This is a genomic window from Streptomyces sp. CB00316 (assembly GCF_001905595.1).
Lineage (GTDB): Bacteria > Actinomycetota > Actinomycetes > Streptomycetales > Streptomycetaceae > Streptomyces.
In genome coordinates this window covers 231,484-255,592 of record NZ_LIXI01000010.1, presented here as the reverse complement: position 1 = coordinate 255,592, position 24,109 = coordinate 231,484, and the positions used below count along the sequence as shown (strand labels likewise).

Here is a 24,109-nt window from a genome sequence, read left to right as displayed (position 1 = left end):
CGAGCCGTGCCGTACGACGTCGAGAAGCCGGACGAGCAGTGGCGGGCGGAGCTGTCCCCGGCCGAGTACCAGGTCCTGCGCCAGGCCGGCACCGAACCCGCCTTCCGTGGCGAGTACACCGACACCAGGACGGCGGGCGTCTACTCCTGCCGGGCCTGCGGGGCGGAGCTGTTCCGCTCCGACACCAAGTTCGAGTCGCACTGCGGCTGGCCGTCCTTCTACGACCCGAAGGACACGGACGCGGTCGAGCTGGTCGAGGACCGCGCCCACGGCATGGTCCGCACCGAGGTGCGCTGCGCCCGCTGCGGTTCGCACCTGGGCCATGTCTTCGAGGGCGAGGGCTACCCGACCCCCACGGACCAGCGCTACTGCATCAACTCGATCTCGCTGACGCTGGCACCGGACGAGAGCTGACGCCGCAGGGCGTCCCTGACAGCCGAGTGCCCCGGCCCGGACTCTGAGGTTCCGGTGGCCGGGGCACTGTCATGGGGCCGCCCGCCCCGAAGGGCGCGTCCCCTTCGACTGTCATTCGCCGTCGTCACTCTTCTCGGCCGCCTCGGACCGCAGCAGCGGGTGGATCACCCCGGGGAAGACCCGGGCCCGTACGACCTCCTCGGCCGACCCGCCCTGCACGACGGTCTCCGCGACACCCCAGGGCCGCCCGGCCAGGCGGACGGTCAGGGTGTACGAGGAGGAGCAGCCGGTGCACTCGTAGCGGTCGGCCCAGATCTCGACCTCGGTGGTGGAGCCCGGGTAGCGCTTCACATGGCGGTGGAGGGCGTGGCAGTGGTCGCAGGTCTCACCGGGCTCGCAGGTCCCGCCGCACGGACAGGGCACGTCAAAGGTGTCGGCGGGCTTCCAGCGCTGCACGAGGACGGCCTCGCGGGTGGCGCCCATGTCCTTCATGGCCTTGAGGTTGCGGGCGGCGACGTTGTACGACTCGCCGGTGGCGGCCATCCGGTCGCGGATGACGTCCTTGCGTCCACGGTTGGTCGTCATATCGGCTCCTCCTGGGGTTCACGCAGCCCGCCAGGAGGCCCACGAGTCAATCAGTACCTCTTTACGTTACCCGCCCGGCACCGGCGCCCGGACCGGGCGGGCGTTCTGCGGTCGGTGAGGCTAGAAGTTCGAGGTGCCCCTCGCCCACCACAGTGTCATCGTGTCTTCTGTCGGATCGAATCGGCGACTCAAGCACAGAATCGTCTTGGACGCCGCCCGGCCGGGCGGCGTCCAAGCGATGGCTGGGCGTGACGTTCCGAACGTCAAAGACCCTCGTTCGGATTCGCGACGGACACGTATACCTCCCGGAAGGTGCCGCCCGTCTGAGACCGCGTGTGCTGTGGATGCGTCCAGCCTGGCGTTGTCGGAGGCATCAGGCACACTGCGCCGTATGAACTCGGTGACCGCGCACGACTACGCCTGGACCCATACCTCGCCGCTCTTCCGCCACATGATGGGCAGCGGATACACCCTGACCCTGGTACGGGGGCGGACCCCGCGCGAGGTGCTGCGTGCGATGGAGGCGGAACCGCGCGGCACCGGGCAGGGAACGGCCGGGCTGATCGAGGCGGACGGCGCTCACCGCGCCGAACGGGAGGACGGCTACTGGGACGATTCCTACGTCGCGGGCGCCTTCAGCGCTCCGGGCGAGAACGGCGACTGGACACTCGTCCTCGCCTTCGATGGCGGACTGGGGCTCGCGGTGCCGTGCGTGGAGGAACTGTCGAAGGACGGCCGGATCGTGGCGCACTCGACCAACGGTGGCAAGCCCATCGACCTCTTCCACTGGTTCGAGGACAGCGAGCTCCGCACCACGTTCGAGTTCCCCTGGTCGCGCGACGGCAACACCCCCGATGAACTGGTCCGCGTGCTGCAGGAGGTCGGCGCGCCTCTGACCTCCGAGGGAGAGCACGACGAGCGCGCCCCGGACGTCGACCGGAAGGCGGCGGTTCTCGCTCTGGCCGAGAGGCTCACCGGCGTACGCCTCACCGAGTCCCTCCTCCAGGACGCCGTGTACGAGCTGGGGCTCGTCCCCGAACAGCCCGCCGAGGAGTGGACCGGCCCGGTCATCGACATCCCCGATGCCCACGTGGCGCGCCTGCACGCGAAAGTGACCCACCAGGAGATCGCGACGGCGCCGGACCGCGCAGGGGCGGAGGCGAACACGCGAGTGGTGATCACCTTCAAAGAGTCGTCGGTCAAGGGCCGTTCGGAGCGCGAGACAGGTGAGTGAGGAGCGGGCGAGTGCGTGCAGTGCGCCTCGGTGGCGATGGCGACGTCGCTCACCGAGGACGACCTGATCAGCCCTGCGGGCGTGCCTGCTGCGTCCGGGTCAGTTGGCCGTCGACCGGCGCAGGATCTCGACCGTGCTCGTGAGCCAGCGGGTGACCGCTGCGCGTTCCACGTCGTCCACGAGGCCTTGCATCGCCTCGGCCAACTGATGCGCACGCGCGGGCTCCGAGGCCCTGCTCGATGGAGGCGACGGTCTCGGGGGAGCACCCGACGAGCGGAGCGAACTGCTCCTGCGTCAGGCCCGCCCGCTTGCGGAAGTTCTTGACGACTTCTCCGAACATCTGGAGGCTGTACTGCGGTTCGGGTTCGCCGCTGCGTCCGCCGCCGTTGCTGAAGGTCCCGTACGTGCTGTCGATGCTCCGTGCCGTGCGTCATGTACGGCCACCTCCCCGTGCGCTGTCCTGGTTCGTAACCCGTTCACGCTCACGGAACGTGATCCGTACTGTCTACCCTTCGCACCCGTACGCTGACTCAGCGTACGGGTCGGTGACCTGGTGGCGGGCGTCCGAGGCCCGCAATCTGGAGGCATGGAAGCACCTACGAGGACCCAACCCGATGTAACCGTACGTGTGTTCAGGCGGCGGTTCAGCTCGAATCCGCGCGGTGCCCGGCTCGCCCGCCGCGTCGGGCTCTACCAGTTGCACACCTGGGGCATCCCGTACCTCAGTGACGCCTCGGAGTCGGCGGCCCTGATCATCGGAGAGCTGACGGCCAACGCCGTGACCCATGGGCGGGTCCCCGGCCGCGACTTCGAGCTGTGCCTGCGGCACGCGCCCGGCGACCGGGAGACTCTCGGGGTGCTGCGGATCGAGGTGTCCGACACCCGTACCGAGTGCCGGCCCCCCGGGCCCGGCGAGATCACCGCACCGGAGGACGGGGACGACGGCGGGCGCGGCATGCTGATCGTGGACGCGCTGGCGGACCGCTGGGCCGTCGTCGACCGCGAACCGCCCGGTAAGACGGTCCGTGCGGAGCTGGACCTGCTGTACTGACCGCCGTCGGCGGCGGGGGCCCCGGTGGCGGTGCGGTCAGCGGTCGGAGTAGCTGAAGTCGCCCATGGTCCAGGCGCTGACGTCCTCGATCGCCACGCGGTACATCCCGCCCGTCTCGGGGATGCCCACCGAGCCCTGCAGAATCCGCGCCACGTGGAAGTGCAGATGCGTGGGCTGCCCCTCCTTGCGGGCGGCGGCGGTGAAGGCGGCGGAGAACTCGCTCAGCTGGGCCGAGTCCGCCAGGACCTCCGACACCCGCTGTCTCCATACGGCCTCGGGGGCCAGCCGGCCGGTGATGACGGCACCCCCGGCGACGACGGTCAGCGACATCTGGTTGCTGTTTCCGGACTCCACCAGGGCGGCGACATCAACGAGCAACTCGTCAGGCTTCGACATGCACACGATTCTAGTCGGCGGCTCCGGCCCTGTGGTGTGGCCCCGCCCGGCCCGTTCGCACCGCCCGCGCGCTCCGGCCGGGCCAAGCGCTCTGCACCGTCATGCGCACTTGAGCTCCTTCTGAGCGAAGGCGGTGAACTGGCTGAGGAGGCCGGGGAGGGTTTTGCGCTCGTTCTGGCCGCGGGCGCCACTCAGATGGATCCGTAGTTCCACGTATTTCGCGCCGACGAGATCAATGATTCGATTCGTCCACTTTGCATTTTCCGCGATGCCTTCGTTGTACTCCTCGTTCTCGTGCGTCTTCAGTTCGACGATCGCGTGCGCCCTCGCCTCGGACATCATTCCTGCGATCTCGCCGCCGGAATGGACGGCGTTACGGATCGCCTCGCCCATATCAGTATGGCGCTCGGGGTGGCTGAATACATCGCTCACCAGTGCCGTCGTGTAGGCCTGCTGCGCATGGGAGATCGCACCATAGGCGTCGGGATCCTGGCCGACCGAGCCGAGGAACCTCGTCATCAAGTGCTTCTCGAATTCGGCCGGTTCGCCGAACGGCTTGATCTGGCCCGCCGCGTTCTCGTCGGTCGCCTGGAGGTCCGGCATGTACTCCGCCGCCATGTTGCCGAACTGCGGGGCCAGTGCGCTCAGTGGGGCTTCCGGGTCGCCCGCCTTGGCCGATACGAGTTCTGGGTTCGCGCCGATCTTCTCGACGACCTTTTCCATGACGCCGCTCATGTCCTTGGTGTGGCGTACCGGAGGTGCGTCGTCGTCGCCGGGGACGCGGCCCGTGACCGCCGCCTCCAGGGCGTTGCCCATGGCCCTCTGGCCGACCGAGGAGCCGCTGTCGGCCGTGGTGTCGTACCAGTCGTCCGTCGGCTTCTTGTCGAGCAGGTAGTCGACGACGCTCTGCGCGTCCTTGCCGCTCGTCACCTTGTCCTGCAGGGTGACGATGCCGTCCTTGTTGGTGTCCTCCCGCAGACCCTCGCTGAAGAACTCCGCCGACGCCGTGGGGTGCCTGCTCATGGCCTCCATGAGGCCGGTGACCGGGTTGAAGCCCCTTCCGCCCTCCGTGCCCAGGTTGATCGCCATGTTCTGGTCGTAGGGCAGATTCTGGGACCAGATCCCGGGGTTCTTCTTGTCCATGGCGATCATGTCCCGGCCGACCGACGTCAGGAACTGCTGGTCGTACGTGCCACTCCGCAGCAGTGCGCCGAGGGCTTGATAGCCGAAGACCTTGGTGCCGACGCCCGCGAAGCCGGAGACATCGATCTCCTTGCGGCCCGCCTTGAGCAGTTGCGTGGTCCAGGTGGCATCCAGGTGGTTCGGTACCGACGTCGTGGTGGCCAGGCCGAGCATCGCCCCCATGTCGCTCTGGATGTTGCGGACCACGCTCACCCGGTCCTGCCCGGCCGGGCCGAGGGACGTGGAGTCCAGGGACATCCGCGTGAATGCCTCCAGTGTGCCCTCAGCCCCCAGCTTGCGGTAGAAGGCGGTGGCGAACTCGGGGTCGTTGCGGTTGTCGTCGATGATCTCTTCGAGTTTGCGCAGCGCCTCGACGTTACGGGCTGTGCCGCCTTCTCCCGTGACCTGCTTCAGCAGCTCCGACGCGTGGCCCACCTGCTCCGCGTCGAGTGACTTGTACGTGGGTCGGCTGAAGTCGTGCTCGCTCTTGATGTTGGCTTCCAGGGCACGTTTCAGGGACTCGTCGGCATCGGAGCAGTCCTCGACGAGCCGGTCGATCCTCTTCTGCCAAGAGGTGATGGCAGCCTTCTGCTTGCGCAATGCCTCTGGATAGTCCGGGTCGTTACGCGCGCCCGGGAAGTTCTCCAGGTCGTGCCGGGCTGACACCTTGCCGGTCGCGCTGACCATCACGCCGGCTGCGGGGCCCTCTTCGTCGCGAATGGCGACCAGTGTCTTCTTGGCGTACGCGAAGGAAGTGTGGGCGTCCACCAGGAGGGACTTGATGCCCCGCGCCTGGGCCACCGCGTCGTCGAACTCCGCTGCCGTCTTTCCGATGAACGCCTTGGTGACGCCCGCGTTGACGCCTTCCCAGGACGCCTTGCTCGCCCTCGCCTTCATGCCGTTCCGGGCGTCTTCGGCGAGTTTCTCCAGCTTGGTCACCATCGTGGTCCAGTCGTCGACTGCTGTCTTCAGCTTGCCGACAGGTGCGTGCACCACATCGTCGAAGTTCAGCACGGTTCCCCCATGAACGGCTGGTCGGAGCGCGGCGGAGCGGAGTCACCCGCCAGGCGCCAGCTTATCCGGAGCGCGGATGAGCAACGTTTGCATGTGTGATGTGCGGCGAAGGTCGACCGGTTGAGGGGACGCCCTCTGCCCCCTCAGCCCCGCCGTACCCGCCCCGCGATCCGCCGCCCCAGACGGCCCAGCGAGCGTGACCGGTTCCAGTCGCGGAAGGCGTTCGCCCGGCCGCTGCTGCCCGTCCGGCCCACCGTCTCCTCCACCTCCGCCACGGCCTCCGCCGTCATCCCGCGCACCGCCGGGCGCAGCACCTCGTCCAGGAGGGCGGCGGCCGTGGTCGTCCAGGCTGTGCCCGCGTGGGGGTGGGCGGTCCAGTTGGTGAAGCAGTCGGCCGCGTAGGCGGGGTGGGTGCGCAGGCGTGCGCGGGTCGGCTCGGCGCGGGCCGCGCGGTCGTAGGCGGCGATCAGGTCGGCGTCGTCGCTGCGGACGAAGGCGTACAGTTCCGCGCCCGGCCGGTCCGGTGCCAGCAGACGCTCCACCAGGGCCGTGAACGCCCGCTCCTGGACCGCAGGTTCGAGCGGGGCGGCCCGGTCGCGCAGGGTGCGGACCTGCTCCGTCCAGCCGGGTTCCGGTGCGCCGGTGCGCAGGTCGCGGCAGAGTTCGAGGAGCTGGAGCGCGGCGCGCTCGCGGCCGCCGATCTCCTGCGGGAAGGCCCGCAGCAGGTCGTGGGCCAGCGCGGTGCCGTCCTCCGTGTCCGCCGGGGCGCCGAGCGCCGCGTCGACCAGCCGGGCCCACGTCCCGGCCGCCCGGTGCGCGTCCGAGGTCGCCGCCTCCAGCAGCAGCCGGGCCTCCTCCACCGTGGGCGCCCGGTCCTCCCAGACCAGGCCCACGGCCGTACGCAGGACCAGCGGCTCGGCGAACGGGGAGAGGCCGGCCGCCCGCAGGACCCGGTGCCAGACAGCCGTCCGGTCCCGGCCGAGGGTCGTCATCGCCCCCGGCACCTCGGCGCACATCCGCAGGTGCGGCAGGGACTGTGTCCCGGTGAACGGCAGCGCGACCCGCTCCAGGAGCCGGGCCACCGCCCCGGGGTCCTCCGGCGCGATCCGGTCCAGCGTGCCCAGCAGCGCCGTCCGTACGTCGAACTGCTCGTCCAGCAACTCCAGGAGGGCCGGGGCGAAGGCGGGGGTCCCTTCGGACCCGTCCACCTCCGTCAGGATCGCCCGGACCAGCCGGTCGACGGCCTTCGGTAGTACCTCTGTGCCGTTCACGCCCAACAGCCTTGCCACTCGCAGCAGTTGTACGGTCCGTGCCACCGGCCGCGCCCCGCCCGCACCGCTCTCCAGCTCGGTCAGGATCTCCGGGCCCAGCACTCCCGCGATCGCCTCCCCGTCCGGGCCCACGAACGCGTCCCGGCGCGGCAGCTCCAGCGAACCGTTGCCGCCCCGCACCGCCTCCGTCACCAGCATCGCGGCGAGCGGTGCGGTGACCGAGGCCGGGCACCGCCCGTCCAGTGCCCCGAACAGCCGTCCCACCGCGTCGAACTCGGAGCCCGTACGGTCATCGATCCCCGGCGACGTCAGCGCCTCCACCAACTGGCCGGTCCGCTTCGCGTCCAGCACGTACGGCCGCTCCGCCGCCCAGCCGGCCGCCGCCGCACGCTCCTCGGGACCCAGCGCGACCCCCGCGCACAGCGCGATCACGGCCAACGGCCCGGCGGCGAAGGGTTCCCCGGGCAGCCCGCGCGCCTCCTCGAACAGCTCCGGCGCCCGGCTCCGCCACACCCGGGCCGCCGTCCGCGCCCACGCGTCCGGCGCGCCGTCCACCGGGGGCCGGTCCGCGCACACATGGACCCGCAGCCCCGCCTCCCGCGCCACCGCCGCGTCCTCGGGCAGCGCACCCACCACCCGCAACGCCGAAGCGCCCGGCCGCCGCGTGTACGTGGTGAACGTCAGCCGCTCCACGTTCTCCCTCGGCAGGGTCACCGCCGCCAGCCCCAGCCAGCGCGCCACATCCGCGCTCTGCCTCTCCACCAGCACCACCGGCCCGCCCGCCTGGGCCACATCCTCGCTCGCCCGGCGCAGATCGGCGAGCACGGCCGCCAGCCACGGACCCCGCGACACGGCGAAGTCGTCGAGCCCTTCCCGTACGGGCGCGGGGCCCGGCGGCAGCATGCCGAGCGGGTCGGACAGCCCGCCGCCGCCGACCGGCGTCGCGGAGACCCAGTGCGGCGAGCGCCATGCCTCCACCGGCAGCCGGTCGCCCGGCAGCGGGACGCCCGGGGGTATGTGCACCGCGTGCGTGTGGAACCGGACGGGCGCCGTGCCGTCGCCGCGCGCCGGAGCCGTACGGCCGACGAAGCGGCTGCCGTCGGACAGGACCGCGTACGTGAACGCCTGCGGCAGCGAGCGGAGTTCGGCGTCGGCCGGCCGGTGCGGGACTCCGCCGGGGAGCGCGTACCCGACCAGCGGCTCCATCTCCGCGAGCAGCGCCGCCGACACCCCCGGCCCGACCGCCGTGAACCGGCCCGCCGCCTCGTCCCCCGGCGCGGCGGAGATGTGGTGCACCTGTGCAAGGCTCAATTGTCGGCCCTCTTCGTCCTGCCGCGACCGGGTCCCCGCTCCACCCACACGCGACCGGGTCGGGGGAGAAGTCCACGGCCGCGGGGGCGACGTTATCAAGGACGGGGGCGGTATCCCTACGCTGCGTCAGGTGCTGGCCCCAGGGCCGTTCCAGGACACGTGAGCGGCCGTTGTGTAGAAGACTGTGGGGGGTGCGCCGGCCCGGGCGCGCCGGAAGGGGGGAAACGATGCGGCAGGTGCCCAGTCTGCCCACGTACGACAAGGACGCGACCACCAGACTGCTGTGCTCGTCGGTGCACCTGGACGACGCGTTCGCCCGGTACGCGCACCAGGAGCTCTCGGGGGACCGTCTCACCGCGACCGGCCTGCCGCTGGGCGTGAACCTGCTGGCCCTGGCCCGCCACGCGAGCCGTGCGACCGGGCGGACCGACCTCCGCGACCGCAGGCTGGCCTGGCTCTGCGCGGTGTGGTGGCTCGCCGTGCTGAGCGTGATCGGCGGCCTGGTGAGTGGTGCGCCCGGCCTGGCGGAGGCGGCATTCGCCGTGCTGCTGCTCGTGCTCGGCTGTACCTGGTGGCTGGTGCGCCGGGCCGAAGCCCAGGCCCGCGGCGACGCCCTCGCCGTGCGTTACTCCGCCGCCGCCCGCCCCCAGGACCTCGCACCCGAGGTGGCCGACGAGGCCGAACGGCGGCTGCGCGGGCTGCGACGCCCGAACATGGTGCCGTACACCCAGAGCGCGGAACGGCAGAACCCGTTCGTCGGCAGCGGGGACAAGATCAAGGAGACGGTCTGGCAGCCGATCGACATCAGCCGCCCCGCCGACGCGCCCGGCGGCGGCAAGGCGACCCTGGTCCCCTTCGACGCCGTCGACCTCCACACGTACCTGGCAAGGGAGTTGGGGAACCTCGCCGGTCTCGAAGGGCTCCGGGCGCAGAACCGGCTCTACGTGCTCGGCCCCCAGGTCTTCTACCTCGGCGACGAGGTGCTGCCCGACCGGCTGCGGCCGCCCAACAGCGAGATCCCGCCGCCGCTGGTCAAGGCGGGGCTGCTCAAGCCCGGCGCGGGGATGCGGACCTACCTCAGCCTGGAGCGGGTCGGCGAGGGCGGCCGGGTCATCGTCTCCATGCACCTGCGGGCCCGACTCCAGCACCCCAGCCTCTCCTGGGAGGTCGCGGCCTACTGCATCCCGCCGCTGCACGCCCGCTACTACGGCGCGGACTACATCCCGCGCGACGGGTTCGAGCGCTGGTGGAGCCTGTTCCGGTTCGCCACCTCGCACACCTGGTCCGGGCTGACCGGCGCCCCCGGGCGGGTCGGACGCCGTAACGCCGAACTCAAGCGGCGCGCCCGCGAGCTGGAGAAGGCGCGCAAGGAGATCACCAAGAAGCACGCGCTGCACGACTACGGCACCACGGACAGCCTGCGCGAACGGGTCGCCTCCTGGGACCAGTTGGGGCACTCCGAGCGCACCGACTCGCAGGACTTCCTGCACCGGCTCCAGCAGGGCGTGCTCATCGCGACCGAGCGGTTCCTGAAGGACCACAACGTGGACACCAGCTCCTTCGACCAGGCCCAGCAGGTCATCAACACCCAGACGTACAACATCTCCGGCGACATCACCGGACCCGCCAACATCGGCAACAACGGACAGATCTCCGCCGCCTACGGGCAGGGAGCCCAGGCCCCGGCGGCCGCGGGCCCCACTCCCTGAGCCCGCACCCACCGATCACCAGGAGCGACATGAGCACGTACAACTTCCACGGCGACATCTCCGGCCCGAGCAACTTCGGCGACCACGGAAAGATCGAGGTCGCCTACGGCACACCCCCGGCCGAGGCGCTGAAGCTGGCCGCCGACCTCGTCCGGCTCGTCCGCCAGGAGGCGGGGCGGCCGGAGCTCGCGGCGCAGGCGGAGATCGTGCGCGGCGAGCTGGTCCGGGCGGGGGAGGAGGGGCGCCCCGCCGACCAGGGGCGGATCCGACAGGCGCTGGAGACGCTGACGGTGGGGCTCGCGGCGGGCAGTGGCGGGATCGCCCTGGCCCAGGAGATCGGGCGCCTGGTCGGGCTCTGAGATGGCACCCACCGATGTCGACGTCGCGATAGCCGGGGCGCGGGCCGGCGCCGATGTGGTCCGCGGCCTGTACGGCCGGCGGCTCACCCGGATCGACAAAGGCGCCGGGGACTTCGCCACCGCCGCCGATGTGGCGGCCGAGGAGGCCGTCCTCGATGTGCTCCGCGCCGCCCGGCCCGGTGACGCGGTGCTGGGCGAGGAGGGCGGGCAGCAGGGGGCCGGTCCTGCCGAGGCCGTACGCCAGTGGCTGGTCGACCCCCTGTGCGGCACGCTGAACTACGCCGTGGGCAACCTGCTGGTCGCCGTCAACGTGGCGCTGCGCGACGGGGCGGCGGCGGTGGCCGACCCTTTCGGCGGCGAGGTCTACTTCACCGACGGGCAGAGGGCCCACGTACGGCAGGACGGGGCCGACGACGCGCTGCTGGCGCCCACCTCCGCCACCCGGCTGGTGGACGTCAACCTCGATCCGCCGTTCCCGAGCGCCCCGGGGTTCCGTGCCGTGGAGCTCCTGGCCCACCCCGGGTTCGCCGAACGCTTCCGGCCGCGCGTCGTCTCCACGACCCTGGCGCTGGCCTGGGTCGCCGCCGGAAGGCGCGCCGCGTACGTCACCGACGGCGGCGACCTCTCCGGGAGCGTGCACTTCGCCGCTGGTATCGCCCTGTGCCGGGCGGCCGGGTGTGTCGTCACCGGGGTCGACGGCTCCCCGGTCGGCGAGGGCCACGGGCTGGTGGCCGCCGCCGACGAGGAGACCCACGGGCTGCTCATGTCGATGATCCGCGGCAGCTGAAGCCGTGACGTGCCCCCCGGAGCTCCAAGGCTCCAAGGCTCCAGGGCTCCAGGGCTCCAGGGCTCCAGGGCCACAGGGCCACAGGGTGTCACTTCGCGTGGACCGCCGCCTGCGCGCCGCCCAGGTCGAGCCGCAGGCCCGCCCGGAGCGGGACCGTCTGGCCCGGGGCGATCTCCTGCGATGTGCCGTCGGAACGCGTCCCCGTCCAGCTCGTCGACGACCGGTTCGCCAGCCCGAACTTCCCCGGCCTGCTCGGGTGTTCGGTCAGCTCGGCCACCAGTGTGGCGTCGCTGTAGTCGTGCCGGGTCGGCTCCGGCGCCAGGTGGTGTTCGTGCACCCGGGCGTTCCGGCGCAGCCGGACGTGGCGCTCGGAGCGGGGCGGGGGCGTGATGATGCTGAGCCGGGGCGGCAGGATCAGGGGGCTGCCGCAGGACCAGCACGTCCCCGCCGTGTTCGCTGTGGGCTGCGTCATGTTCTGGCGGCCGCAGTCGGCGCAGTCCACGATGGCGTCCAGGACCGACCGCAGCGCGTCCCGCCACTGCGACTCGCGCACCCGGGCGGTCGGCTGGTGCAGGCCCACGGTGAAGTTGTGCGTGAACAGGTCCTGGAGCGCCGGGGGAGCCGCCGCCCAGGTGTGCAGGACGGTGGACTGCTCGACGGGGTCGGGGGCGTTCGCCTGGTCGACAGGGTCGAAGACGAACAGCGGCTGCTTCCCGTACAGCCGCTTCTCCGCCGCCTCGTCGAGGCAGTGAATGTCCAACTCCCGCCTGCCCTTCAGCGGGTGATGATTCATCAACAACATGAACAGCAGCACCGACAGCGAGTGGAGGTCGGACTGGGTGCCCGGCCTGGCCCCCGCTTCGCCGCGCACCAGCTCGGGCGCCATGAACTCCATGGTCCCCGAGATACCGGTGGTGTCCCCCTCGACCACGGCGTTGTCGTTGTCGCAGACCAGGACGTCACCGGTGGCCGGGTCGAAGAAGATGTTGCCCCAGGAGATGTCCCGGTAGGCGATCCCCCGCGAGTGCAGGGCCTGGTAGGCCTCCACCGTGTAGAGCGCGGCGGCCAGCAGAGCGCGCGGCGTGGTCCGCAGCCTGCGGCGGAAGAGATCGGGCAGCCCCTTGAACCGGTCCGGCCGCAGATCCATCAGATAGCCGAACGCGCCCGTGGTCGACGGCACGTACGCCGTCGGCCACAGGAAGCGGTCGTCGTCGAAGTCCCGGGCGACCAACTCCTTCACGATGTCGGACTGCTCGGGCGTAGCGCAGGACGGGTAGTACCACTTCAGGGCGCGCTCGCCGGACGCGGTCGCCACCCGGTACACCTCCCCCTGACCGCCGGCACCGAGCATGTCGATGACGCGGACGGACTCCCCGTCGTCAGCGGTGAGGAGTGTTCCTCCGTCGAGCATGCCGGTCATGCGTCACTCCGTGGTCTCTCTGCCGCGGCGCCGTGGTCCGCCGCGTCGGGGCCGGGCCGCCGGGCGGCGACCAGGGTCGTGTCGTCGCCGGAGTAGCGGGCCGCCTCGGCCAGCCACCCGGGCAGGGCGTCGCGTACGTCGTCGGGTCCGCCGTCCTTCGCGAGGCGCTGGTCGAGCCCGGTCATGAACTGGGCGAAGCCCTCGTCGGAGGCGAAGCTCTTGGAGAGGCCGTCGGTGGACAGGGCGACCAGCCGCGGAGTGCGGTTCCGCGCGACGACCGGCGCCCAGTGCACCCGGATCATCTTCCAGGCCTGCCGGCTGCAGAGGGACTCCGTCTCGTCGCCGAGATCCGCCTCCACCGGAGCCAGCGGCAGCACGATCGCCCCGTCGGCGTCGATCACCGTCAGCTCACCGTCACCCAGCTGCCAGGCCGCGAACATCTGCGGGGTGAGCACCGCACCGACCAGCGTGGCCCCGTACAGCAGCAGCTTCTGCCCCTTGTGCGGCGGCTCGGCCGCCGGATTCACCGTCTCCGGGTAGCGGTCCCAGTGGGCGAGCACCTGCTCCTGCCAGGCGGCCACCAGCTGCCGGGGCAGCTCGTTGCGCGCGTAGTTCATCAGCCAGCTCAGACTGTGCGTCGTCCCGTCCGGGCCCTCGGAGCGCGCCAGTTCGGCGAACCTGCGGGCCTGGACGGCGAACAGGTCGACCGCGCACCGCGCACCGATGTGGCTGCGGGCGTGCGCCGCCGAGCCATGGCCGTCCGCCACCGAGAGGATCAGTGGATCGCCCTGCGACCCGGATCCCTCGGCGACGTACCAGTCCTGGTTGATCTGCTTGTTGACCCCCCGCACGCTGTGCTCGAGCGTCTCCCACAGCGGCCGCTCAGGAGCGCTCACCAGACGTCGTCATCGTCGTCGTCCAACTGCGGGGGCGCGTAGGGCGGTTGCTTGACCGTGGCGTCGGTGGGGGCCGCCACCGGCTGGGAGGCGGCCTTGACCGCGGCGGTCGAGGCCCAGCGGATCGCCGCCGCCAGCTGCTTGGGGCTGTTGGCGTCCAGCGGCTGGAGCTCGGGGTTGCCCAGGAACTCCTGGAGCACGCTGCGGTCCGCGTCCGCCCCGATCGCGATGGCCACCCGCACGGCCTTCTTGCCCCACGGGGTGGCGTCCAGCGCCCGCAGACCAGACTTCCAGTCGTCCGTCGGCACCCCGTCGGAGACCAGCGCCAGCACCGGCTTCAGGGCCCGCTGCGGCATCGGCGGGGTCTGGAACTCCCGGGAGACGACCTCCAGCGCCTCCCCCAGGTTGGTCATGCCGTCGACCTGGACGTCCTGCCAGGTGAAGTCGTCGACCGGCACCGGGTCCTTGTGGTGCCACCGCGCCTCCGTGGAGAACGTCAGCGTACGCAGCAGGAGTTGGGCCGCCGGGTTGTCATGGGCCACCGACCGCATCTCGGGGACGGCTTCCCGGATCGCGTAGTTGAGCTGTCCGATCTTCTCGCCCTGCATGGAGTAGGAGCAGTCCAGCAGCCAGATGAAGTGGACCGGCCGGTTCGCCATGGGACCGCCGGGGATGTCACTCACTCGAAGCCCTCCTTGTCATGGTGTGTGATACGTCGTGCTGTCGGGGAAGATCGGGGTGCTGTCATTCGCTCAGCCAACCGGGCAGCAGGTCTCCGAGGTGCACCAGCCCCCAGCCCAGGAGCCCGCCGAGCGTGAGCACGGAGGCGATGACGAGCAGGGCGAGGAGCAGCCGACGCCCCCGCGCGATGTTCGGTGTGACGACCGGCATGGGCGTGGACCGTCCCTCTCTTCTCGGACGTGACCGACCTTAACGACCACGCCAGGCTCCGTCAGCGGGTTGAACGATCTTGTACGGGGGCGTCGCGCGGGCCGGGCACGGACGGGGCCGCCCGGTCGGCCGCAGGGCCCTCGGAAGAGCCTTGGGAGAGCAGCTTGCCGACCCGTAGGCCCGTGCGGGCCAGAAGCCACAACACCGCCTCCGCCGCCCGCTGCTGCTCGCTCACCAGGGGTCCCGTACCGGTGGCCGCGTAGGCGCTGAGCGCCCAGTACCGCCGGGTCCGGAAGCGGTGCCCCAGGTCCCGTACGAGCGGGTCCAGGCCGATCGTGGCCAACCAGGGGCCGATCCCCGTCGCGGGGACCCGCAGGCGCTCGATCCGGTCGAGCACATCCCGCTTGGTGACCACCACCGCCAGCGGCAGTCGGCCGCGCCGACGCCGTCCGGTCAGCGCCGAGAGCTCGCCGGTGAACGTCTGGTACGTCTGCCACGGCCCCGGCTCCGAGGGGTTGGCCGCACGCGCCAGCTCCTCCTCGGCGGCCGAGAGGGACCGGCGCACCTGGGGCTCGGCCAGGACGTCGACGACCAGGACCACCCCGTCCGCGTGGGCCAGGTACTCCTGGCGGCGCGTGGAGTCCACGTCGTACAGGGACTCGCCCATCGGGTCGTAGAGGTAGACCAGCCGGTGCCTGCGGCGGTGGGTGACCCGCAGCATCAGGGCCCGGGGCTGGCCACCCTGGGTCTTGCGCACCCAACCGACCTGCTTGAGCTGCCCGTTGAGGTCCAGGACGTCGCGGCGGTCGTCGTCCGTCGCGAACGTGACCTTCAGCGCGCTCCGGCCGGCCGTCGCGTGCAGCCCGGAGACCGCCGCCGCCATCAGCATCGTCTTGCCCGACGAGGTCCCGCCGATCACCGGCACGTGCACGGTCCGCAGCCGCCCGATCCCGGCCGGGAGCGACCGGTCGCAGTGCGGGCACTCGACCGCGAGCCGGTCGCGGCCGGCCAGGGACACGGTGGTGAGCCGGCGCCTGCACGCGCAGACGTGCCACAGCGCGCCGAACCGGCCCGGCCGCAGCTCCCGGTGTGCCTTGCCGCAGCCCGGGCAGCGGTGCACGGCGAGCGGGAAGGCCTGGTAGCAGCCCGGGTAGGGGCACTTCATCCGGACCCGCCGCACCAGCGCACCGGCCCGGTCCGCCCCGCGCAGGACGGCGACCCCGGCCGCCGCCACCAGCCACACCAGGCCCACCAGCAGCCACATCACGAGGTGGACCAGCACCAGGACCGCCGAGGCGAAAAGCGCCCCGGTGATCGCGCCGAGGGCGGTGCCCGGGGCCAGGAGGCGGACGACGAAGCGGGCGATCCAGTGGCCGAACCGGTAGCCGGTGGACGGCTGGTGCCCGGTGAACATGCGGCGGGCGGTGACCGCCATCCAGCGGCCCAGCAGCCGGTGCCGTAGGGCCGAGGCGGCGGCGCGGGTGGAGGTGTACGCGTCCACCCACATCAGCTGCGACCAGTACGCGCGCTGCGCGGGCTCGGTCCCGACGAGGGGGATCCGGGGATCGGGCGTGCCGGGCGTCCGGGGGCCCAGGACCTTCGCGGAGGCGCGCAGCGCCAGGAAGAGGAACTCCCAGAACGCGCGGAAGAGGCACACCCCCGCCCAGACGGCCACCGTCAGCCAGAGCGCCGCTGTGAACAGCCCGCTCATCGGACGCCACCGTCCCGGTACCGGTCGTCGGAGCTGGAGCTGGAGCTGGAGCTGGAGCCGGAGCTGGAGCTGGAGCTGGAGCTGGAGCCGGAGCTGGAGCTGGAGCCTCGGCGGTGGGGTGCGGCTTTGCCCAGGCGGCCGTCCCGCCCGCCGAACCGCAGCCCGAGCCGGCCCAGCGCTCCGGGCCGGTTCCAGGCGCGGAAGTCCTCCGCGTGCCGTGCGCCCCTCTTGGCGAGGGCGGCTTCGACGGCGGCCAGATCCTCGGCGGCCAGCGCCCGAGCGGCCGGACGCAGCACCCCGTCCAAAAGGGCGCTCCGGACCTTGCCCCAGGCCCCGCCCGCCTGGGGGTGGGCGTTCCAGTCGACGAAGCGGTCCGCGAAGTAGCGCGGGTCACCCAGCAGTCGGCCGTGGTCCGCCTCCTCGCGGGCGGCCCGCTCGTAGGCCGCGCAGAGGTCGGTGTCGCCGCTGCGGATCAGGTCGTCCAGCTCGCGGCCCGCCCCGGGGCCGGTCAGCAGCCGCCGGGCGAGGCGGCCGCAGACGTGGTCCAGCACCGTCGGGTTCACCGGTTCGGCGGCCCTGCGCAGGCCGAGGAACCGGTCCACCCAGCCGGGCCCCGCGCCGCCCGCCCGCAGGTCGCGCGCGAACTCCAGCAGCAGGAGCGCCGCCCGGTCGCGTGGCGCCAACTGCGTGGAGAAGGCCGCGAGGAGCTCGTGCGCGAGTTCGTCCGCGTGCGGGTCTCCCGGCCGGCCGTTCAGCGCAGCCGTGACCAGGAAGGGCCAGGTCTCCGCCGGGCGGTGGACGTCGGCCCCGGTCTCGGCGAGGACGTACCGGGCCTCCTCCGGCGTCGGAGTGTCGGACCCCCACACCAGACGGAAGGCGACGCGCAGGAGCGGCGGATGCGCGAAGACGGAGACCCGTGCCGACTCCAGCACGGCACGCAGCTCACCGTTCCGGTCGCCGCCCCCGCCCCCGGCCGGGCCACGGGCCTTCCAGCCGCACATGCGCAGATACGGCAGCGCCTCCCGGCTCCCCAGCTCCACCGGAGCACGCTCCAGCAGCACGGTGACCGAGGCGGGACCGGCCAGGGCCGCCGCGTCCAGCTCCCGCAGCAGGGCGGTGTGCAGGTCGGGGCGGTCCGTCAGCGTCTCGTGGAGCTCACCTCCGTACGCGGACGGATCGGCCAGCAGCGCGGCTGTCAGCCGGTGTGCGAGCCGGGTGACGAGGTCGGAGCAGTCCACCGCGAGGAGACCGGCCACCCGCAGCAGCCGCAGCGGACGCGCGAAGCCGCCCGCCGTGTCCGCGATCCCGGCCCGCAGCTCCGGGCCCAGCTCGGCCGCCAGCTGCCGGGCCACCTCGTCGGTGAGGGCGCCACGGTCCGGCGGGCGTACCGGCTCGGCCGAGCGGACGGTGGCGGTGAGCAGGCGGGCGGCGAGCGGGGCGGCGGTCCCCGGTCGCAGGTTCCCGCCGACTCGGGCGAACAGCTCGGCCAGGGCGGCGGTTTCGGCCGCCGGTACCGCCTCCTCCTGCCGGGGCGCCGCCAGGGTCTGTACGAGCCCGTCCAGCTCCTGCTCGTCCAGCTCGGCGGGGTGTTCGCACGCCCATAGGGCGGCCGCCGTGCGGTGCGACGACGGCAGGTCGATCCCGGCGCACAGGGCGAGAGCGGAGGCGGGTCCTGCCGTGAAAGGCTCTCCCGGCAGGCGGTGGGCGTGCTGGAAGAGTTCGAAGGCGCCGGCCGACCAGATCCGGGCGGCGGCCAGCGCCCAGGGGGCCGGTTCCGATCCGTCGGGGCCGGGCGCCGGCCCGTCCGGGGAGGGCGGGGCGGAACAGTCGTGGACCCGGTAGCGTCGCCCGGAGCCGGAGAGCCCGTGCGCGTCGTCCGGCAGCACGCCGACGATCCGCTGCCCGGCGAGGTGCGGGCGCCGGGTGTACGTGGTGAACGTCAGCCGGTGGGCGGCCTCCCGAGGCAGCGCCGCGCTTGCCAGGGCCACCCAGCGGGCCACATCGGCACTGTCCCGCTCCACGAGGACGACCTGGGGCGCCGTCTCGTCCTCGGCCTGGCGCTGGAGGTCGGTGAACACGGCGGCCAGCCAGGGCGCCCGGGAGGCGGCGAAGGCGATCAGTCCGGCCGGGTCCAGCAGGGTGGAGGGCGGCAGCGCGGCCAGGGCCGGCGGGGTGCCTCCCTCCGGGGTTGACGCGGCCCATCCGGGGGACTCCCAGGCGCTGACGGGCAGGGCTCCGTCCGGCAGTTGCTGCCCCGGGGCCAGGTGCACGGCGTGGGCGTGGAAGTTGCCCCAGCGGCCGCTGTAGTCGGCGCCCGTGTAGACCGTACGGGCCAGCAGCCGGCTGCCGTCGGACAGCTCGCTGTAGCTGAACGCCCGTGGAAAAGCTTCGAGTTCGGCTGTGGAGGGGCGCGAGGGTGCGTCGCGCGGCGGCTCGTAGCCGATGAGCTGTTCGGCCTCGCGGAGCACCGACTGCGGCAGCCCCGGGGTGAGCGCGGTGAAGCGGAACCCCGAGCCTTCCGGGCCGGGCGGCGCCGAGGTGTAGTGCAGCTGTCCCAGGCTCATGCGTCGGCCTTCCCCATGCGGTCCCGGCTCTCCCGTTGCTCCTCCGGCCTGCTCCTGCGCACCGGGACCAGGCCGCGCCGCCCCAGCAGCCACAGCAGCGGGTCCTCCACCCGCAGCGGCTGCGGGCCGGACTTCGGGGCGTCGGCCGGTGCGTCGGCGGGCGGCGGTGCGCCCAGCGCCGAGAGGCCGAAGTACGACAGCTCGGCGAAGTCGTTCTCCAACTGCCGGCAGAGCACCCCGGAGTCCCAGTCGCTCAGCAGGGACCGCAACTCCTCGTGCACGGCCAGCCGGTCGTCGTCGTCCAGTTCGCCACCGGTGTGGGTGGCGTTGCGCAGCAGCGGTGAGTGCGCCCCCAGCAGCGCCCGCAGCGCGTCCGTCTTCGTCACCGCGACGGCCATCGGTGTGGTGACCCGGCCCCGCGACACGCTCCGTCCGTGGGAGCGGAGTTGGGCGGCGAGGTCGGAGGCGATCTGCTGCGGGGACGTCTCGACCGCGGGCAGCGGCGGCCCGTCGGCGGACGCGCCGCGGTCACGCACCGAACCCATCTGGAGCGGGTCGACGAGCAGGATGATCCCGTCGGCGGCGGCCAGGTACTGGGTGTAACGGGCCATCGCCTCCGCGCTCTTGAGGTCCTCGCCCGCCGCGTCGAAGAAGACCAGCGTGGTGTGCCTGCTGCCCTTGGCGAACCGCCCCCGGCGCGGCACGCTCAGCCGGTAGAGCAGCGGGTCGTTGAAGCCCATGGCGGCCGGACGCGTCGTGTCCGGGAGCCGCAGCCGCTCGTACAGGTCCTCCTCCATCTCCCGGTCACGGCGCTGGGTCTCGGCGCCCATCGCGGGCAGCGAGATGTTGTACTCCCGGCCCACCCGGCCCCGCAGTTCGTTGACGAGCACCGAGACGTAGGTGCTCTTCCCGGAGGCCTTGGCGCCGACCAGGGCGATGATGCGACTGTCCTGGTCGCAGTACTCGCTGGGGAAGTCGTTGTGGCAGCGGCGGCAGACCCGTACCGACGTGGCCACCCCGCACTTGGGGCACGGCTGGCGGGCGGAGGTGCCGCGCAGGGTCGCCAGGGTGCGGGGCGCGGGGAAGACCGGGCCCCGCAGCCGCCGGGACGGCGGCAGGCTCGGGCCCATGAAGTCGGCCCACGCGTCGTCGGGTTCGGCGTCGCACGGGGCGCCGCCACGTACCCCGGTGGCCATCATCAGACAGCGGTAGGGCAGGCGCGCGGCCGGTGCGCGGTCGAAGCAGTAGGGACAGATGACGGTCGTCATGTCAGCGCACCACCAGGGTCGTGGGAGAGGGTTCGTCGAGGCGTACGTCGGCGGCCCCTTCGCCGAGGAGGAAACCGCGCAGGGCGTACGGGGGCCGGAGGCCGGAGGGCACGGGCAGCTCGACGGGGCTGCCGGGGCTCAGGGTGCCTGCGTCGACCCGGAGCAGGGTCGTGCCGTCCGTGTGGGTGCGCGGCCGGAGGGGATCCCGGCCGTTGCCCGGCCTGGCCACCAGAACGAACTCCGGCAGATCGGCCGGGAGTTCACCGGGGCAGGACAGGGTGACCCGCAGCAGCGAGGGCCCCCGGCGCAGCGCCCGGCGGGCACCGGGAACGATGCGGTAGCTGACGGCGATGTCCGCCGGGACGCGGGTCTCGCCGCCCGGCGGAGGGACGACCACCGCGTCCGCCGTCCGGGGCGCGGCGGAAAGGGTGACGGAGAACGCGGAGGGTGCCACGTCCACGTACAGCCCTTCCCGCACGTAGGTGCTGCGGGCCACCACCCGGTGCACGGTGCTCGTGCCGTCCTGGTCCACGGTGGCCGCGACCTCGCCCGCCTCCGCAGGCCAGTCGAACGTGACGCGGGCCCGGCCCCCGCCCACCCGCTCAACCCGGACCCCCGCCACGGCGGGCGGGCACTCGACGACCAGGCCCGGCCCCGCCACCGCGCGCGGGCCGAGCACGGCCAGGGCGGACACGTGGGTGACCGAACCCGGAGGCGGCACCAGACCACCGCCCGCCCCCGCCTCCCAGGGCAGCGGGGCGGGCCAGGGGCGCGCCGGGTCGTCGGTCAGCTCGGCCCCCGGCTCCGGCGGCCCGGCCGGCCAGGCGACCAGGCGTACGTCGGCGTCCTCCCCGCCGCTCCAGGAGAACCGGACGGCCCCCTGACCGACGCTCGCGTCGAGCCGGTCCACCGGGGTGGGCCAGGGATCGACGGAGACGGGGTGCTCCGCGCCCGGGGACTCGACGACGGCCCCGTCCGGCGACCGGTAGCGGCAGTGGACGCGGAGCACATACGCGCCGACACCCAGGCCGGTCGCGGTCAGCGCCCCCGAACGCGCCGCGACGCCGTCCACCGGGCCCTCGGGGCCCACGAGTTGAACCCGTACGCCGAGCGCGCCCGAAGGCTCGGTCCAGGTGGCCTCGACCCGGCCCCGGCCCGTGGTGGACCGCAGCCCCGACACGTCCGGGGCGACGAGCAGCACGTCGGAGACGACGGGCGGGCCGTCGATCCGGCCGTCCCGCAGAGGTAGGGCGGCATAGCGGACCTCCTGGCCGAACGGGGGACCGGGGTCCACCCAGCCGCCCGACGCGGAGGCCTCCGCGATCTCGGTGATCCGGGTCGGGCCACCCGGCACCCGGGTCAGCCGGATGACCCGCCGGCCGTTCGCCGCGTCGTCGGCCAGGGGCGCCGGGGAGAGCGCCACGGTCACGCTTTCCGGCGCGGGGCGGACCGCCAGCACCTCATGGGGCTCGGCAGGACCGCCCTCCCCCGGCCGATGCAGCCGCACCAGGCCGAGCAGGGCCCGGGGGCAGTCGGAGGCCAGGCGGGCGGCCAGGAGAGTGCGGTCCTCGGCCGCTCGGAGGTCGCCCGATCGCTCGGCCTCCCGCGCCGCGTCGAGGGCGTCGTCGGCCTCCTTCACCCGCTCGGCTATCTCCGCCAGCCGTCGGCGCAGCAGCGCGTCGCCTCCGCCGCCCGCCGGAAGCAGGGCCGCCAGCCCGGCGGCGCACCGCACCTTCCCGTCGGCCCACGCGTCCTCCAACTCCTCCACCGCACGCCGCTGTTCACCGTCCAGCCGGAGGTGGGCCGCGGCCACGCGGACGAGGGCACCCGCCTCCTGCGGGCAGACCCCGAGTGCGACGGCGGTGCCGGGGTCGGAGCCCTGCGGGTGGGCCTGGAGAAGTTCGGCGAGCTGGTAGAGGAGGATGCGGCGCAGGGCGGCGGGGTCCTGGAGCTGCACCGCCTCCAACTGGGCGAGGAGCGGCCCGTACGCCCCGCCGCGCGCGGCGGCCACCTGACGCAGCCGGTCGGCGCCGATGTGCTGCCAGCGGCGCGCTCCACCCTCCTCGAAGATCCCGTCGAGCACCCGCAGCACCCGCCCGTGCTCGACCAGAGCGTCGCCGATGTGGCGTAAGCCCAGGGCCCGTTGCTGAGCGACCAGTCGGCCGTACCCCGGGACGAGCGGGGAGAGCGGCAGCCCGCGCAGGGCACGGCGCAGCCCGAGGTCGTGCCCGAACTCCAGCCCCACCGTGCGCCCCCGTGCTCACCGCTCATGCTCCCACCACCCATCCCAGCAGATCCGGGGCCCGCGCGACGGCGTTTCACCATCTTGCGGCCCGAGCGAGATCGGCAAGGGGGCGGCGGCCGGGGGCCGCCGCCCCCTGCTCCCGGTCCGGGGCCGTCCTTACGCCAGCGGCTCCACCCACACATTCCGGTAGCGGATCCTGCTGCCGTGGTCCTAGAGCTTGATCGCCCCCGCCCCCGCCCCCGCCCCCGCCGTCGCGGTCTCGGCCGTGGTCAGTCAACAACACAGGTCTCGACACGCCAGGTCCGGCATCCGGGCGGGATCTTCCTCTACCGGATCGCGGGGGCCGCCCTCGCATGCTGGGCCCGTACGGCGAGCCGCGACCGCGGAACGAAGGCCCGCGGACGGCACCGGTCCGTGAAGCGTTACCCAGGCGTGAAGATCTCCTGCGACCCCGCTTAAGAAATCCTCGATGGACCGGGGACACCGCCGTACGGCAGCCTTCTGGGTGACGGCCGGGGACGGCGCGTGGAGCCGCACGGGCGTGTTCCGTCCCGTCCCGCCGTACCCCCGCCCCCACCATGGGGGTGGAACCCCCGAAGACCACCCCGGGCCGCAGGGCTCCTCCGACAGGCCCCAAGGCCCGGGGTACCCACCACCCGCGTACCACGTGCAGGGAGCCGCAGCCGTGAAGGCACTCGTCAAGCAGAAGGCCGAACCGGGACTGTGGCTGATGGACGTGCCGGAGCCGGACTACGGCCCCGGGGACGTCCTGATCAAGGTCCTGCGTGCCGGGATCTGCGGCACCGACCTGCACATCCGCGCCTACGACGGCTGGGCCCAGCAGGCGGTCACCACCCCGCTGATCCTCGGCCACGAGTTCGTCGGCGAGGTCGCGGCCCTCGGCTCCGACGTCGCGGACATCGCGGTGGGCGACCTGGTCAGCGGCGAGGGCCATCTCGTCTGCGGCAAGTGCCGCAACTGTCTCGCCGGACGCCGCCACCTCTGCCGCTCCACTGTCGGCCTGGGGGTCGGCCGGGACGGGGCGTTCGCGGAGTACGTGGTCCTGCCCGCCTCCAACGTGTGGGTGCACCGGGTCCCCGTCGACCTCGACATCGCGGCGATCTTCGACCCGTTCGGCAACGCCGTACACACCGCGCTCTCCTTCCCGCTGGTCGGCGAGGACGTCCTGATCACCGGCGCCGGCCCGATCGGCATCATGGCCGCCGCCGTCGCCAAGCACGCAGGCGCCCGCAACGTCGTCATCACCGACGTCAGCGAGGCCCGCCTCGCCCTCGCCCGCAAGGTCGGCGTCAGCCTCGCCCTCAACGTCGCGGACCGCACCATCGCGGACGGCCAGCGCGAGCTCGGCCTGCGCGAGGGCTTCGACATCGGCCTGGAGATGTCCGGCCGCCCCGAGGCGATGCGCGACATGGTCGCGAACATGACGCACGGCGGCCGGATCGCGATGCTCGGTCTGCCCGCCGAGGAGTTCGCCGTCGACTGGTCCCGGATCGTCACCTCGATGATCATCATCAAGGGGATCTACGGCCGCGAGATGTACGAGACCTGGTACGCCATGTCCGTCCTGCTGGAGGGCGGCCTGGACCTCGCCCCCGTGATCACCGGCCGGTACGGGTTCCGCGACTTCGAAGCGGCCTTCGACGACGCGGCGAGCGGCCTCGGCGGCAAGGTCATCCTCGACTGGACCGTGTGAGTCGACTGGACCGCCTGGGCCGTCTGCCCCGTCGAACCGACCCGTCGAGCTTCTTCTCGAACCTCTTCTCGCATCCCTTCTAAGGAA

General features: G+C 72.8%; 19 protein-coding genes and 1 pseudogene. 7 read left to right on the top strand and 13 right to left on the bottom strand.

Translation table 11 applies throughout. From position 1 onward, the window contains the following. Positions 1-6 precede the first annotated feature (6 nt). Complete coding sequence (gene msrB / locus AMK21_RS26555; RefSeq protein ID WP_073881718.1) at positions 7-414, top strand: peptide-methionine (R)-S-oxide reductase MsrB; 408 nt, start codon at positions 7-9, stop codon at positions 412-414. A 111-nt stretch (positions 415-525) separates the two neighbouring features. On the opposite strand, the gene AMK21_RS26550 is transcribed toward msrB, so the two are convergent. Then, entirely contained in the window at positions 526-999 is a 474-nt protein-coding gene (locus AMK21_RS26550) for a hypothetical protein (RefSeq protein ID WP_073881717.1), read from the bottom strand. Between the two features lie 391 nt (positions 1,000-1,390). On the opposite strand from AMK21_RS26550, the gene AMK21_RS26545 reads away from it, so the two are divergent. After that, positions 1,391-2,233, top strand: a complete 843-nt coding sequence (locus AMK21_RS26545; RefSeq protein WP_073881716.1) for a DUF6461 domain-containing protein — start codon at positions 1,391-1,393, stop codon at positions 2,231-2,233. A 229-nt stretch (positions 2,234-2,462) separates the two neighbouring features. Here AMK21_RS26545 and AMK21_RS26535 read toward each other — a convergent pair. Beyond that, positions 2,463-2,667 (bottom strand): annotated as a pseudogene (locus AMK21_RS26535) (helix-turn-helix transcriptional regulator); the annotation flags it as partial. 152 nt (positions 2,668-2,819) lie between these two features. Here AMK21_RS26535 and AMK21_RS26530 point away from each other — a divergent pair. After that, on the top strand, positions 2,820-3,284 hold the full coding sequence (locus AMK21_RS26530) for an ATP-binding protein (protein ID WP_073881715.1): 465 nt from the start codon (positions 2,820-2,822) through the stop codon (positions 3,282-3,284). Between the two features lie 36 nt (positions 3,285-3,320). Here the strand turns inward: AMK21_RS26530 and AMK21_RS26525 are convergent, their stop codons facing one another. The 3 genes from AMK21_RS26525 to AMK21_RS26515 all read right to left on the bottom strand — a co-directional run bounded on the left by AMK21_RS26525 (position 3,321) and on the right by AMK21_RS26515 (position 8,458). Then, positions 3,321-3,680: a hypothetical protein gene (locus AMK21_RS26525; protein ID WP_073881714.1), complete on the bottom strand. Its 360-nt coding sequence runs from the start codon at positions 3,678-3,680 to the stop codon at positions 3,321-3,323. A 99-nt stretch (positions 3,681-3,779) separates the two neighbouring features. Continuing rightward, positions 3,780-5,876 carry a DUF6571 family protein gene (locus AMK21_RS26520; RefSeq protein ID WP_234422056.1) on the bottom strand — a complete coding sequence of 699 codons (2,097 nt, stop codon included), beginning with the start codon at positions 5,874-5,876 and terminating at the stop codon, positions 3,780-3,782. Positions 5,877-6,019: 143 nt separating this feature from the next. Then, complete coding sequence (locus tag AMK21_RS26515) at positions 6,020-8,458, bottom strand: GTPase-associated protein 1-related protein (protein ID WP_079181260.1); 2,439 nt, start codon at positions 8,456-8,458, stop codon at positions 6,020-6,022. A gap of 227 nt (positions 8,459-8,685) precedes the next feature. On the opposite strand from AMK21_RS26515, the gene AMK21_RS26510 reads away from it, so the two are divergent. Genes AMK21_RS26510 through AMK21_RS26500 form a run of 3 tightly spaced genes read left to right on the top strand, consistent with a single transcriptional unit; the run spans position 8,686 to position 11,313 of the window. Continuing rightward, positions 8,686-10,167: a hypothetical protein gene (locus AMK21_RS26510; RefSeq protein ID WP_073881712.1), complete on the top strand. Its 1,482-nt coding sequence runs from the start codon at positions 8,686-8,688 to the stop codon at positions 10,165-10,167. A 29-nt stretch (positions 10,168-10,196) separates the two neighbouring features. Further along, entirely contained in the window at positions 10,197-10,526 is a 330-nt protein-coding gene (locus tag AMK21_RS26505; RefSeq protein WP_073881711.1) for a hypothetical protein, read from the top strand. A 1-nt stretch (position 10,527) separates the two neighbouring features. After that, positions 10,528-11,313: an inositol monophosphatase family protein gene (locus AMK21_RS26500; protein WP_073881710.1), complete on the top strand. Its 786-nt coding sequence runs from the start codon at positions 10,528-10,530 to the stop codon at positions 11,311-11,313. 88 nt (positions 11,314-11,401) lie between these two features. On the opposite strand, the gene AMK21_RS26495 is transcribed toward AMK21_RS26500, so the two are convergent. The 8 genes from AMK21_RS26495 to AMK21_RS34535 form a co-directional block, all read right to left on the bottom strand. Further along, positions 11,402-12,733, bottom strand: coding sequence for a protein kinase domain-containing protein (locus tag AMK21_RS26495; RefSeq protein WP_073881709.1), 1,332 nt, complete (start codon positions 12,731-12,733; stop codon positions 11,402-11,404). Next, positions 12,730-13,629, bottom strand: coding sequence for a protein phosphatase 2C domain-containing protein (locus AMK21_RS26490; RefSeq protein WP_073881708.1), 900 nt, complete (start codon positions 13,627-13,629; stop codon positions 12,730-12,732). The genes AMK21_RS26495 and AMK21_RS26490 overlap by 4 nt, the downstream gene beginning before the upstream one ends. Beyond that, complete coding sequence (locus AMK21_RS26485) at positions 13,626-14,288, bottom strand: vWA domain-containing protein (RefSeq protein WP_018514556.1); 663 nt, start codon at positions 14,286-14,288, stop codon at positions 13,626-13,628. Before AMK21_RS26485 ends, AMK21_RS26490 begins: the two co-directional genes overlap by 4 nt. A gap of 85 nt (positions 14,289-14,373) precedes the next feature. Further along, positions 14,374-14,520 carry a hypothetical protein gene (locus tag AMK21_RS35555; protein WP_199863292.1) on the bottom strand — a complete coding sequence of 49 codons (147 nt, stop codon included), beginning with the start codon at positions 14,518-14,520 and terminating at the stop codon, positions 14,374-14,376. 61 nt (positions 14,521-14,581) lie between these two features. Beyond that, complete coding sequence (locus AMK21_RS26480) at positions 14,582-16,231, bottom strand: TRAFAC clade GTPase domain-containing protein (protein WP_073881707.1); 1,650 nt, start codon at positions 16,229-16,231, stop codon at positions 14,582-14,584. Next, positions 16,228-18,795: a GTPase-associated protein 1-related protein gene (locus AMK21_RS26475; protein WP_073881706.1), complete on the bottom strand. Its 2,568-nt coding sequence runs from the start codon at positions 18,793-18,795 to the stop codon at positions 16,228-16,230. The genes AMK21_RS26480 and AMK21_RS26475 overlap by 4 nt, the downstream gene beginning before the upstream one ends. Continuing rightward, positions 18,792-20,063, bottom strand: coding sequence for a TRAFAC clade GTPase domain-containing protein (locus AMK21_RS26470; RefSeq protein ID WP_073881705.1), 1,272 nt, complete (start codon positions 20,061-20,063; stop codon positions 18,792-18,794). The genes AMK21_RS26475 and AMK21_RS26470 overlap by 4 nt, the downstream gene beginning before the upstream one ends. 1 nt (position 20,064) lies before the next feature. Beyond that, complete coding sequence (locus AMK21_RS34535; RefSeq protein ID WP_073881704.1) at positions 20,065-22,308, bottom strand: tetratricopeptide repeat protein; 2,244 nt, start codon at positions 22,306-22,308, stop codon at positions 20,065-20,067. A gap of 685 nt (positions 22,309-22,993) precedes the next feature. Between AMK21_RS34535 and tdh the strand changes: the two genes are divergently transcribed. Next, a complete protein-coding gene (gene tdh / locus AMK21_RS26460; RefSeq protein WP_073881703.1) occupies positions 22,994-24,022 on the top strand; it encodes an L-threonine 3-dehydrogenase in 1,029 nt (342 codons plus the stop codon). Positions 24,023-24,109: the final 87 nt, after the last annotated feature.

Excerpts from the sequence above, each read along its gene's own strand:
- AMK21_RS26550 (WP_073881717.1), bottom strand. The coding sequence starts at position 999 with ATGACGACCAACCGTGGACGCAAGGACGTCATCCGCGACCGGATGGCC.
- AMK21_RS26545 (WP_073881716.1), top strand. The coding sequence starts at position 1,391 with ATGAACTCGGTGACCGCGCACGACTACGCCTGGACCCATACCTCGCCG.
- AMK21_RS26530 (WP_073881715.1), top strand. The coding sequence starts at position 2,820 with ATGGAAGCACCTACGAGGACCCAACCCGATGTAACCGTACGTGTGTTC.
- AMK21_RS26525 (WP_073881714.1), bottom strand. The coding sequence starts at position 3,680 with ATGTCGAAGCCTGACGAGTTGCTCGTTGATGTCGCCGCCCTGGTGGAG.
- AMK21_RS26510 (WP_073881712.1), top strand. The coding sequence starts at position 8,686 with ATGCGGCAGGTGCCCAGTCTGCCCACGTACGACAAGGACGCGACCACC.
- AMK21_RS26505 (WP_073881711.1), top strand. The coding sequence starts at position 10,197 with ATGAGCACGTACAACTTCCACGGCGACATCTCCGGCCCGAGCAACTTC.
- AMK21_RS26500 (WP_073881710.1), top strand. The coding sequence starts at position 10,528 with ATGGCACCCACCGATGTCGACGTCGCGATAGCCGGGGCGCGGGCCGGC.
- AMK21_RS26495 (WP_073881709.1), bottom strand. The coding sequence starts at position 12,733 with ATGACCGGCATGCTCGACGGAGGAACACTCCTCACCGCTGACGACGGG.
- AMK21_RS26485 (WP_018514556.1), bottom strand. The coding sequence starts at position 14,288 with ATGGCGAACCGGCCGGTCCACTTCATCTGGCTGCTGGACTGCTCCTAC.
- AMK21_RS35555 (WP_199863292.1), bottom strand. The coding sequence starts at position 14,520 with ATGCCGGTCGTCACACCGAACATCGCGCGGGGGCGTCGGCTGCTCCTC.
- AMK21_RS26480 (WP_073881707.1), bottom strand. The coding sequence starts at position 16,231 with ATGAGCGGGCTGTTCACAGCGGCGCTCTGGCTGACGGTGGCCGTCTGG.
- AMK21_RS26475 (WP_073881706.1), bottom strand. The coding sequence starts at position 18,795 with ATGAGCCTGGGACAGCTGCACTACACCTCGGCGCCGCCCGGCCCGGAA.
- AMK21_RS26470 (WP_073881705.1), bottom strand. The coding sequence starts at position 20,063 with ATGACGACCGTCATCTGTCCCTACTGCTTCGACCGCGCACCGGCCGCG.